The sequence below is a fragment of the Acinetobacter calcoaceticus genome, assembly GCF_900520355.1.
In the GTDB taxonomy this organism is placed as follows: Bacteria; Pseudomonadota; Gammaproteobacteria; order Pseudomonadales; family Moraxellaceae; genus Acinetobacter; species Acinetobacter calcoaceticus_C.
Window position 1 is genome coordinate 2252971 of record NZ_LS999521.1, and the last position, 12646, is coordinate 2265616.

A 12646-nucleotide genomic window follows, 5' to 3' on the forward strand; every position below is an offset into this window, starting at 1 on the left:
CTTCATAAGGATATTTTCGATGTTGACTAAAACTGTTAAATCTTTAGGTTTAGCGATGGGCTTATTGGCCTGCTCTCTCCCACTTTACGCAAAAAACAATGTCGTTGTTGTTGCCACTGGCGGTACTATCGCAGGTGCTGGTGCAAGTTCAGCAAACAGTGCGACTTACACTGCTGCAAAAGTTCCAGTTGATGCTTTAATTAATGCAGTTCCACAAATCAAAGATTTGGCGAATGTAACTGGTATTCAGGCATTACAGGTCGCTTCTGAAAGTATTACTGACAAGGAATTATTACAAATTGCTCGTCAAGTAAATGAGCTGGTAAAAAAACCATCTGTTAATGGTGTTGTGATTACTCACGGTACAGATACTTTAGAAGAAACAGCGTTTTTCTTAAATCTGGTTGTTCACACTGATAAGCCGATTGTTATTGTTGGTTCAATGCGCCCCTCAACTGCTCTTTCAGCAGACGGACCACTTAACCTTTATAGTGCAGTTGCTTTAGCCGCTTCTGATGATGCAAAAAATAAAGGCGTTATGGTTCTTATGAACGACTCTATTTTTGCTGCACGTGATGTAACTAAAGGCATTAACATTCATACAAATGCTTTTGTTAGCCAATGGGGCGCTTTAGGTACATTAGTTGAAGGCAAGCCATACTGGTTCAGACAGTCTGTAAAACGTTTTACAAATGCTTCTGAATTTAATATCGAGAATATTAAAGGCGATGCGCTTCCAACAGTACAGATCGTTTATGGCTCAGGCTCTATGCTTCCAGATGCTTATGAAGCATATGCAAAAGCAGGTGCTAAAGCGATTATCAATGCAGGCACTGGTAACGGTTCGGTACCAAAATATATCGTCCCAACTTTACAAAATCTTCATGACAAGAACGGTATTCAAATTATCCGTTCATCACGTGTTGCACAAGGTTTTGTAGTGCGTGATGCAGAACAACCTGACTCTAAATATGGTTGGGTAGCGGCACATGATTTAAACCCGCAGAAAGCGCGTCTTCTTACTGCATTAGCGCTTACTAAAACGACAGATGCTAAAGAAATTCAACGTATGTTCTGGCAGTACTAAATTTTTCAACCAGCTCAAACCTAGATGTTTGGGCTGGTCACATTTTATAAAAATAATGTCTTTTATATTAAATCTGTACAATAGATGTTCAACTCGTTCTTCTTAAATAATAAAATCCTTAACAGTTTGCCAAAATATTAACCATTTCCTTTTAACTTTGCGTGTTAAACTATGCTGTAGTCGCATTAAGGATTGGTTTATGCAGTTTGTTCATCTAGGTATTTATACAGAATTTTCGATTACAGAGTCGATAGTTCGCATACCTGACTTGGTCAATGCTGCGGTTAAGGACCAAATGCCTGCGTTGGCATTAACGGACCTCTCTAACCTCCATGCGGCAGTAAAATTTTATAATTCTTGTTTAAAAAAAGGAATTAAGCCGCTTTTAGGTAGCACAATTCGCCTTGATGATGCTCAACATCGCGCAACTTTACTTGCAATGAGTGAGGTTGGGTGGAAAAGTCTCACCGAAATCGTTTCACGCGGTTTTATTGAAGGACAACAGCTCAGTATTCCATGTGTACAAAAAGAATGGGTACTTGAACAGCATCAGGATATTATCGTTTTACTTGGCCAGCATAGTGATGTTGGCCAGATGCTTTGCTCATCTAACCCTCAAAAAGCTGCACCTCTTTTAGAAGCATGGCTCGAAAAGTTTGGTAACCGTGTTTATCTTGCTTTAACACGTACTGACCGTCCCGGTGAAGAAGACTTTATTCAAGAAGCTGCAAAACTTGCTGCAAAATATAATGTGGGCGTAGTTGCACATAATGATGTGCACTTTGTAGAAAAAGAAGATTTCGAGGCACACGAAGCACGTGTTTGTATCGCTGATGGTTATGTACTAGCAGATAATCGCCGTCCACGGACGTATAGCCCTGAGCAGCACTTTAAAACCTCAGATGAAATGATCGAGTTGTTTTCTGATATTCCTAGTGCTATCGAGAACACCTATCATATTGCCAAACGCTGCAACGTTAAACTACAACTCGGCACTTACTTTTTACCTGACTATCCAATTCCAGATGGTTTTACCATCGATACTTATTTTGAACATTTATCTAAAGTAGGTTTGGAAGAACGCTTAAATTATCTTTATCCCGTTGAAAAACGTGGCGAAGATTGGGCAGAGATTCGTAAGCCTTACGATGAACGAATTGATTATGAAGTCGGTATTATCCTAAAAATGGGTTTCCCTGGATACTTCCTCATCGTCATGGACTTTATTCAATGGGCAAAAAACAATGGTGTTCCTGTGGGGCCAGGCCGTGGTTCAGGTGCAGGTTCATTAGTCGCATATAGCTTAAAAATTACAGACCTTGATCCACTTCGTTACGATCTACTCTTCGAACGTTTCTTGAACCCAGAACGTGTGTCGATGCCTGACTTTGACGTCGATTTCTGTATTGCTGGACGTGACCGCGTCATTGATTACGTATCGCGTACTTATGGTCGCGAAGCCGTTTCACAAATTGCAACTTTCGGAACCATGGCAGCAAAAGGTGCAATCCGTGACGTTGCGCGTGTATTAGGTAAATCTTACGGTTTAGCTGACCGTATTTCAAAAATGGTGCCTACCAAACCGCTTGGTGTGGACTTAGCCACCGCTATTGATATGGAACCCCAGCTTAAAGATATTGTGACTAACCCATCTAACCCAGATAACGACGATGCAAGCGAAATCTGGGAAATGGCATTAAAATTAGAAGGTGTAACCCGAAATACGGGTAAACATGCCGGAGGTGTAGTCATTGCACCTGGTAAAATTACCGATTTCTCGGCTGTACTTTGTGATGCAGATGGAACGAACCGTGTTGCTCAATATGATAAAGACGATGTAGAAGCAGCAGGTCTAGTCAAATTCGACTTCTTGGGCTTACGTAACTTAACTGTTATTGAAGACGCGATCCAAAATATTAATAAAAACCGCGACAGTAATGATCAGCTCAATATCTTGCATGTTCCTCTAGACGACGCTAAAGCATATTCTGTCTTTGCCGATGCAAATACGACAGCGGTATTCCAGTTTGAATCCGTCGGCATGAAACGGATGCTTAAAGAAGCGCGTCCAAGTAAATTCGAAGAAATTATTGCGTTCGTATCATTGTATCGTCCAGGTCCAATGGACCTTATTCCTGACTTTATTCACCGTATGCATGGTGGAGATTTTGAATATCTTCATCCCCTTCTTGAAGGTGTATTAGAGCCGACATACGGGATTATGGTTTATCAGGAACAGGTTATGCAGGCTGCACAGATCTGTGCAGGTTACACGTTAGGCGGCGCAGACTTATTACGCCGTGCAATGGGTAAAAAGAAACCTGAGGAAATGGTTAAGCAACGCCAAATTTTCCTAGAAGGTGCTGCTGAAAAAGGTATTGATGCAAGCACAGCCAACCATATCTTTGACTATATGGAAAAGTTTGCAGGCTATGGTTTTAACAAATCCCACGCCGCTGCTTATGCGCTGGTTGCTTACCATACAGCATGGTTGAAAGCGCATTACCCTGCTGAATTTATGGCAGCGGTAATGACATCGGAAATGCAAAACACAGATAGTGTTGTGTTCTTGATTGATGACTGTCGAAATAATAATCTTGAGGTCTTACCACCATCGGTCAATATGTCGACTTATCACTTCCATGCAAGTAATGATAAAACGATTGTTTACGGTTTAGGTGCAATTAAAGGCGTCGGCGAACAAGCAATGCAGTCAGTTATTGACTCTCGTCGACAACTTGGTCCTTATACAGATCTATTCGATTTTTGCCATCGTATTGATTTGAAAAAAATCAATAAACGTACTCTTGAAGCTTTAATTCGCGCGGGTGCACTCGACTGCTTAGGAATTGAACGTGCAAGCTTAATGGCACAATTGCCTGAAGCTGTTCAAGCTGCCGAACAAGCTCGAAGTAACCGTGAAAGCGGTATTATGGATTTATTTGGTGAAGTTGAAGAAGTTCAGCGTAAACCAGCTAAGCCTGTAAAACCGTGGAGCGATGAAGTTCGTCTAAAAGGCGAAAAAGATACCCTTGGTTTATATCTAACCGGCCATCCAATTGATGTTTACCGACAAGAACTCAAAGCTTTTGTTCCTGTAAAACTAAATGAAATTACAGCTACACGTCGTGGCGTTACTACAGTTTATGCAGGTTTGGTTATTGATGTCGCAAACTTCCCTAACCGAGTTGTTATTGTACTTGATGATGGTACAGGACGTATTGAAGTCAGCTGTAATCATGAGCGCTTCCAACGTTTTAAAGATATCGTTCAAGTGGAACGTGTTGTAGTTTTCGAAGGCGAAATCTATGAACGAGAAGGCTTTGAACGTCCAATGGGACGTTTGACCAAAGCTTTCACCTTAAATGAAATAAGACAAAAACGAGCTAACAGTATTCAAATCAAATTAACAGAAGAGTTCATGCAGCCCACATTGGCAAAAGATCTACAAAACATGATCTTGCCATTTTGCAATGTAGATATGCATCAACATATCGCTCTACAGTTACAGATTGATCAACCCTATGCTCAAGCTGAACTTCAGTTTGGTCCGCAATGGAAAGTCGCTCCTCTAGATGAATTACTTGCTAAACTCAGAGATTATTTTGGTAAAGATAATATTTATATTGAATATCAAGTAAAGTCGAAAGCAGCTAAAGCAGTAGACCCTGTTCGTCCACATGCTGTTGCCTCTCCTCCTGCGGGTATGTCTATGGACGATGCATTGGATTTATACCAAAGCGAAGTTTCTCAATATTCGTAATTTCTGGAAATCTTATGAATTCGTTTGACCACACCACCGTGTCAAAACAATTAGCACAAGTGCGTATTGTCATGGTAAATACGACTTTGCCTGCTAATATTGGCAGTGCTTTACGTGCCATGAAAACAATGGGACTCATTAAATTAGTTCTTGTAGCACCCAAAACATATCCTCATCCAGATATACAAGCGCTTGCTGCTGGTGCCCAAGATTTATTTGAGCACCTTGAGATTGTAGACACCTTAGAAGATGCGATTAAAGATTGCCATTTGGTTTTTGGAACAAGTGCGCGTAGTCGCACCATTCCTTGGCCTTTACTTGATGTGCGACCTGCGGCTAAAGAAGCTATTAAAGCAACCGCTCAAGGACAACAAATTGCGATTGTTTTTGGTCGTGAAGATCGTGGTTTAACTAACGAAGAATTAGCACTGGCAAATTACCATTTAACCATCCCTGTAAATCCAGACTATGGTGTATTAAATGTTGCTCAAGCGATTCAAGTCGTATGTTATGAGCTTCGCATGTCTGCTCTGGAACAAGACCAAGTCGACCAGAATGTAGATGAAATGCCATTGGTGCAAGGCCAAAGCATGCAATGGGATGAACCTTTGGTTACTCAGCAACAAATGGAAGAGTTTTATCCTCATCTAGAAAAAATGCTGACTGAAATTGAATTTTTAGATCCAGAAAATCCACGTTTATTGCCTTTACGCTTGCGTCGTCTGTTTGGTCGTATACAATTAGATCGTATGGAATATCATTTACTTCGCGGTATTTTTAGTCGTGTGCAAGCTTTAACAAGTGGTAAATGGAAAAAAGCATTATCTGACAAGGAGGATCAACCCAATGCTTAAGCAGCTTAAAGAAGATATAAAGGCTGTATTTGCGCGTGATCCTGCTGCCCGCAATACACTTGAAGTTCTTACGACTTACCCAGGTATTCATGCAATTATGATGCATCGTGTTGCACATGAATTATGGCAAAAAGATTGTAAAGGTGCAGCTCGCCTACTTTCTTCATTTAGCCGTTTTGCCACAGGAATCGAAATTCATCCGGGTGCTAAAATCGGTAAGCGTTTTTTTATTGATCATGGCATGGGAGTTGTGATTGGTGAAACTGCTGAAATTGGTGATGATGTTACGCTTTATCATGGTGTTACCTTAGGTGGAACAACATGGAAGACAGGCAAACGCCATCCAACTTTAGAAGATGGTGTTGTCGTTGGTGCTGGTGCAAAAATTTTAGGGCCATTTACAGTTGGTAAGGGAGCTAAAGTCGGTTCAAATGCCGTGGTGACTAAAGCTGTTCCTGCTGGTGTAACTGCTGTAGGAAATCCTGCTCGCTATATTTATAAAGATGCCGAAAAAAATAACGATAAAGATGAAGCACGTCGTCGTGATTATGCACAAAGTATTGGTTTTGCCCCATATGCGACAACTGCTGATCAGTCAGACCCTATTTTAGAAGGTATGCGCGTTTTGCTTGATCGTATTCAGAACAATGAAACGCGTATGAATAATTTATGCCAGCGTTTATCAGAGCTAGACCCTAGCTTCAAAAAAGAAAATCAAGATGAACAACCTTTTAGTGATGAAGAGCTAAAAATTCTTGAAGAAGTGCGTCGTGAATGTGGCGCACAAAACAAGATATCAAAAACGTAATATTCTTGATTCATAATGTAACACGCTTACTCTTGCATGTCGGTTTAGCTTTTCCTAGACTTACCACTACCAAATCTGACTTTACTAAAATGAACGGAAGATCCTATGAATTTTAAGCCTTTGGCATATATCATCCTTGCGACCTCAAGTTTAACAGCTTGTACAATGGCACCTGTAAAACAACAAAAAATTGAGCCTTTTGTTTTCAAGGAACCAGAGCTTACTCCTCCTTTTTATGCATTAAATCCTTTTAACTATGATCAGCCTCCGGCATTTGAAGTTGCATTAAAAGACGCTGCTGCACAGCCAGTAACGAAAATGGTAGTTAATCGTCAAGATGACCCAACTAAACAACTTACTCTCGACACCAATAAACTGATTGTTCCGACTGTAAATAACACACAGCGCTCAATGAAATACGCAGTTTTAGCTGGCGAGAATGAAATTGACGTGACTACTATTGATGACTTCTTACAGTTAGTAGAAGGCAAAGCTCGTCACTATCCACCACGCTTTACTGACCGCCAAGAACGTAAAGGCTTTGAAAGTAAACTTAAAGAAGTAACACAGCAACTCGATACACTTGCTGCAAACGAAAATGCATCATTTGATATTTTGCTTCGCGCTTTTAAAGCAAGTGTTCTTGCACGTAACCTTGATTTAGGAACTGTTCACACTACTAAATCTTTAGAATATGCTCAAAGACTTTTAAAAATTAGCCCAGATGATGCGGAAACAAACTTCTGGTTCGGTTTTGGCTTATCTGAAGGTGGTGGCCAACGTGAAGCAATTCCATATTTAGATAAAGCAATTAAAGGTAATGTTCAAGAAGCATATCTAGCTGCTGCAAATAACTATATTGCGATGGAGCAAAAGAAAAATGCGATCCAGACGCTTAAAAATTATAAAGTTAAATATCCAGATGAATCGGAAATTGCTGATCGTTTAATTCAAGAGATTGAAAAGCAAGGTCGTTGGAATGTATGGCAAGTTTTAACTAACCCTGCAATGTCTCCCGCTACTTCTACTGCAACATCAAAAAAATAAGCTTAATTAGATAAAAAGGGCTGTTTTGACAGCCCTTTTTTTTATTTGATCATTTGAAAAATACTTTAAAATTTGTATGATCTACCTACCATTGAGCCACTATATTTTGACCATAATGTTTCCAATAAAAAGAAGCAAAACACTATTGACGGTCATACTACTCGGTTCAATTCTGAGTGGTTGTCAGGTCGTTAATGTTAAACAGCAAGCTTTGAATGTAACTATTGCAAATGAACGTAATAGTATTCTTACGCAAGATAAACTCAGCGAAGCAAGTCTGAATGTTTTATCGATGTCTGGTCAGGAAGCTAAAGTTTGTACAGACACCCCTGACAACTGTGTAAATCAACTCAAAAAATTACCTCAAATTTTAGATGAACAGTTCTTATCAGCTGCAAGTGAAATGTATCTGGCAAAAGCAATGACTTTGTCAGATTCTTCGGATTGCAAAATGAGTAGATTTGCTAAACATAAGTCTGAAGAAGAAAAAACAAATATTCAAAATAAATATGATGATTGCTTAGACCAGCAATTAAATTTACTAGATAAAAGTATTCGTTATAGCTATGCCTATCTATTTGCAACGAAGCGTCAGCCCACTGACCGTATTTTTGATAATAGACAAGTTCAGATTCGAGACTTCTATAATCAGGCAATTGCCAAAATGGTCGGTGTTTATGATTTGAGACACCCTCAAAAAAATGGTGTCGAGCCCCAAATTCATATTGGTAAAAGTGTTTATTCAATTGACTTTGAATTTCATAGACAGTTAACGGGACAAAAATTAGAAAAATTAATTTCAAGTTATAACTTAAATTTTTCAGGGTTAAGAACGATTAACCGTCGTGATGGTTTTGGGTCTGAATTTGTCGCTGTTTTTCCGAGTTCAGGAAGCGAAGATATTAATGAATATATTTTAGACCCACTTAAATACAATTATAAAAATGGTGTTAATCCAAATATTCATCATGCACGTTATTTGGCTGCGACTATTGTAGCTGAACCAAAACATGCAACCACTGTTGAAGAAATTATTAATAATCCTGAATTCGTAATTCGGGTTTATGATCCATATCGGACCGATAATATTAGTGTAGCAGGTAAACAATATCCTCTAGCGGCCAACTTTTCCGCGCCTTACGGCCTATGGTTAGCCGAAAATAATTTAGGTGTAGCGGCTTATTTAAGTCTGATTGATCGTGATCAGCATTTGACCATGCCACATCTATACATGCTTGAACCTTATAATCCAAATAAGAAAATTATTGTGTTAGTCCATGGGCTCGCAAGTAGTCCTGAGGCATGGATTGCTTTGACCAATGATGTTATGGGTGATACGATTTTAAGAGATAATTATCAAGTTTGGCAAGTTTTCTATTCGACCAATATGCCGATTCTAGAAAGCCGTTTCCAAACTTATGCCCTACTTAAGCAAGCTTTTGGTTCTTTGAACCCTAATGATCCTGCTACACATGATGCCGTACTTGTTGGACATAGCATGGGAGGTATTATCAGCCGATTATTAGTAAGTGATGGCGATATTACCAAGCCTGCTTTAGAGTTAATGACGATTCGTCAGCAAAACCGTTTTAAGAAACATCCAATGGTTACTGAACGATTGCAAATGCATTCAATTAATAATTTTGATCGTGCAATTTTCTTGGCTTCTCCTCATCGAGGTACAGATTATGCAGATCGCTGGTTTACATTAGCTGCGCGTAAAGTTATTCGTCTACCGGGCGCATTTTTGTCAGCCGTAGCGACTTCGCTCACCACTGAAAATTTAGATGTTAAAGATTTCTTAAGTAATATTGATAATGGTTTGATTCAAAATGGTCCAAGTGATTTGAGTCATCAGTCCAAATTTATGGAACTCACGGAAAATATTAATCCACATCAAGGTTTGGTTTTTCACTCAATTATGGGAAATATTACCAAGAGCGATGATCCAAATGTAATTACGGATGGAATTGTTCCTTATAAGAGTGCTCACTTAGAGGGAGCCAAATCTGAGAAGGTTCTTCCAGGTGGTCACTCAATACAACTTACACCGCAAGCCGTTTTAGAACTGCGTCGTATTTTACGAGAGCATTTAGTCGAACATGGTTTATATAAACCATAAAAATAAAAAAAGCCAAAGGTGATCCTTTGGCTTTTTGCATTTGGGATGGATTTTTATTGTCCAGAACGGATGATGTAATCAAAGGCAGAGAGTGATGCTTTCGCGCCTTCACCTGTGGCAATAATGATTTGCTTGTACGGAACTGTCGTACAGTCACCCGCAGCAAACACACCTTTCACATTGGTTTCGTTGCGGTCATTCACCATGATCTCGCCACGATTGGTTAACTCAAGCTCACTGTCTTTCAAGAAGTCAGTATTTGGTAACAAACCAATCTGTACAAAGATACCTGCAAGCTCTACCACATGCTCTTGATCAGTCGCACGATCTTTATATTTAAGACCTGTCACTTGTGATCCGTCACCCAACACTTCTGTGCTTAATGCATTCATAATCACAGTTGTATTTGGCAAGCTATGCAGTTTGTTTTGCAACACTTGGTCAGCACGAAGTTTGGTGTCAAATTCAACCAAAGTGACATGCTCAACAATCCCTGCAAGGTCAATTGCAGCTTCTACACCTGAGTTACCACCACCAATCACCGCAACACGTTTGCCTTTGAACAAAGGGCCATCACAGTGTGGGCAATACGCTACACCACGGGTACGGTATTCTTGTTCACCCGGTACGTTCATTTCTCTCCAACGCGCACCTGTTGAAAGGATCACTGTTTTCGATTCAAGTTTTGCACCATTTTCAAGTTCAACTTCAACCAGACCATTTGTAGTCTGGTCTGCACCTGTAATTTTACTCACACGTTGCAGGTTCATGATATCGACATCGTATTCACGAACATGGGCTTCCATTTCGGCAGCAAACTTAGGACCTTGAGTCTTTTGCACAGACGTGAAGTTTTCAATGTCCATGGTATCCATGACCTGACCACCGAAGCGTTCAGCCACAATACCTGTGTTGATGCCTTTACGTGCCGCATAGATTGCAGCCGTTGCCCCTGCAGGTCCACCACCAATCACCAATACATCAAAGGCATCTTTGGCATTAAGCGCTGCTGCATTTTTTTCAGCAGAGTTGGTGTCGAGTTTCGCCACGATTTCTTCAAGGGTCATACGGCCTTGACCAATGTGTTCGTTGTCTTGGAACACCATTGGAACCGCCATGATTTTGCGTTGTTCCACTTCGTCTTGGAAGAATGAACCATCAATCATGGTTGCGGTTGTGTTCGGGTTATAAATGGCAATCAGGTTAAGCGCCTGCACCACATCCGGACAGTTATGACAGCTTAGCGATACAAATACATCAAAGTCAGCTTTCAGGTTTAAACCTTTAATCTGGTTCAGCACTTCATCAGAAACTTTAGGCGCATAGCCAGACACCTGTAACAGTGCCAAGATCAAAGACGTAAACTCATGACCCATTGGTAAGCCGGCAAAGAACACACGAGGTTGTTCGCCTGCTTTAGCCACACCAAAGCTTGGACGACGTGTATTGTTGCCATCAAAACGTGCAGTGACCTTGTCAGAAAGTTCAGCAATTTCGGTAACCAGCTCTTTAATTTGAGCAGCTTTATCTGATTCATCCAAAGCAGCAACTAATTCGATTGGACTTTCTAAACGTTCTAAGTAAGCTTTTAATTGAGTTTTAATGTTTTGATCTAACATCTGTTTTTACTCCAATGCATCCAAATTCTTTCAATAGATGCATAGTACGTCAAAACATAAAATAGGTAAAACAGTATGTTTTTATAGATTTGATCGGTTTTTTAGATTTAATTATTATTCACTTCAATCAAAAAAAGCCAACCTGAACTCATCCAGCGCAGGTCGGCAAACTGGTTAAACTAGAGTAACACCACGCCAAATACAGCCCCAGCAATCAGGACATGTAAGGGATGAACCTTTTTAATTAAAGATAATAAAGTTGCAACGACGACCATAATGACAAGTAAAGTATTTATTGCAGCCGCCTCAGAAATAATCCACGCACTGGCAAGCACAGTTCCCACAGTGACAGGTTGTAAAGCAAGCTGTAAAACACGACGCCATTTCTTATCTTTAAATTTTGACCAACCTCTCATTACAAATACAGTAATAATTGATGAAGGTAAAAATTTAGCGGTTGATGTCACAAGTAACCCCGATAACCCTGCTACATGCCATCCCACAAGTGGCACAATCATCATATTAGGTCCTGGAGCTGCCTGAGCCATAGCAAACAGTGCACTGAACTCTTGAGCTGTCATCCAGTGATGGATATCAACAACTTGTCGCTGCATTTCCGGCAAAATCGTATTTCCACCGCCAAAAGCAATAAGTGATAACTGAGTAAAAATGATAGCTAATGTAAGTAAAACTGCACCCATTACACACGTCTCCAAATAATGGTCGAGTAAATCGCCAGTAAAACCAGCATGGTGATGAGCAAAGAGATTTTCAAAAATGCAATACTGATGATAGCCGCTACGACAACGCACATCGCTAAAGGATTACGCAATAATGGCTTTAACATTTTTAGGCCTGTAGCAACTAAAAGCCCCGCCGCCGCCGCCGCCAACCCTTCGAAAAGGTGCTTTACCATTAAATTGTCTTGGAATTGTTCATACACATAATGCAAAAGAACAACGATAATAGTCGGAGCCAGAATAAGACCAATTAAGGCACTAACTGCCCCACGGATACCTCGAAACTCCATACCCATCGCAACCGACAAATTAATGATATTCCCGCCCGGAAGGAACTGACACAGACCAAGTAACTCGGTGAATTTCTCAGGACTTAGCCATTGCCGCTGTTCCACAATAACTTTACGAGCCAGAGGTAATACCCCGCCAAATCCAATTAAACCTAGTGTCAAAAAACCCAAAAAAAGTTCGGTGCAACTAGGTACGCTCTCCTTCTGCACTGCAATTTCCACATGGTTCATTTTCGTTACTTTTCACTTTATTTGACTCAGATAGAATGCTACTTTTATGATATATCTACAAATGCTTTTATTTCTCCGAACCATA

At 40.2% G+C, this 12646-nt stretch carries 9 protein-coding genes; 6 read left to right on the plus strand and 3 right to left on the minus strand.

Annotation, left to right across the window (positions count from 1 at the left end; all coding sequences use genetic code 11):
* Positions 1-19 precede the first annotated feature (19 nt).
* The 6 genes from AC2117_RS10795 (at position 20) to AC2117_RS10820 (ending at position 9681) form a co-directional block, all read left to right on the plus strand.
* Positions 20-1087 carry an asparaginase gene (locus AC2117_RS10795; RefSeq protein ID WP_133973992.1) on the plus strand — a complete coding sequence of 356 codons (1068 nt, stop codon included), beginning with the start codon at positions 20-22 and terminating at the stop codon, positions 1085-1087.
* Positions 1088-1286: 199 nt separating this feature from the next.
* Entirely contained in the window at positions 1287-4850 is a 3564-nt protein-coding gene (gene dnaE / locus AC2117_RS10800; RefSeq protein ID WP_133973994.1) for a DNA polymerase III subunit alpha, read from the plus strand.
* A gap of 14 nt (positions 4851-4864) precedes the next feature.
* On the plus strand, positions 4865-5704 hold the full coding sequence (locus AC2117_RS10805; protein WP_197730906.1) for an RNA methyltransferase: 840 nt from the start codon (positions 4865-4867) through the stop codon (positions 5702-5704).
* Positions 5697-6512 (plus strand): serine O-acetyltransferase, encoded by an 816-nt coding sequence (gene cysE / locus AC2117_RS10810; protein WP_133973996.1) that lies wholly within the window; start codon positions 5697-5699, stop codon positions 6510-6512. Before AC2117_RS10805 ends, cysE begins: the two co-directional genes overlap by 8 nt.
* A gap of 105 nt (positions 6513-6617) precedes the next feature.
* A complete protein-coding gene (locus AC2117_RS10815; RefSeq protein ID WP_197730907.1) occupies positions 6618-7559 on the plus strand; it encodes an ABUW_2363 family tetratricopeptide repeat lipoprotein in 942 nt (313 codons plus the stop codon).
* 115 nt (positions 7560-7674) lie between these two features.
* Positions 7675-9681 carry an esterase/lipase family protein gene (locus AC2117_RS10820; protein ID WP_133973998.1) on the plus strand — a complete coding sequence of 669 codons (2007 nt, stop codon included), beginning with the start codon at positions 7675-7677 and terminating at the stop codon, positions 9679-9681.
* Between the two features lie 53 nt (positions 9682-9734).
* Here AC2117_RS10820 and ahpF read toward each other — a convergent pair whose 3' ends face one another.
* The 3 genes from ahpF to AC2117_RS10835 all read right to left on the minus strand — a co-directional run bounded on the left by ahpF (position 9735) and on the right by AC2117_RS10835 (position 12561).
* Positions 9735-11300: an alkyl hydroperoxide reductase subunit F gene (ahpF, locus tag AC2117_RS10825; protein ID WP_133974000.1), complete on the minus strand. Its 1566-nt coding sequence runs from the start codon at positions 11298-11300 to the stop codon at positions 9735-9737.
* Between the two features lie 179 nt (positions 11301-11479).
* The gene (locus tag AC2117_RS10830; RefSeq protein ID WP_133974002.1) at positions 11480-12001 is read right to left on the minus strand and encodes a chromate transporter; all 522 of its coding nucleotides are present in this window, start codon (positions 11999-12001) and stop codon (positions 11480-11482) included.
* Entirely contained in the window at positions 12001-12561 is a 561-nt protein-coding gene (locus AC2117_RS10835) for a chromate transporter (protein WP_133974004.1), read from the minus strand. The genes AC2117_RS10830 and AC2117_RS10835 overlap by 1 nt, the downstream gene beginning before the upstream one ends.
* Positions 12562-12646: the final 85 nt, after the last annotated feature.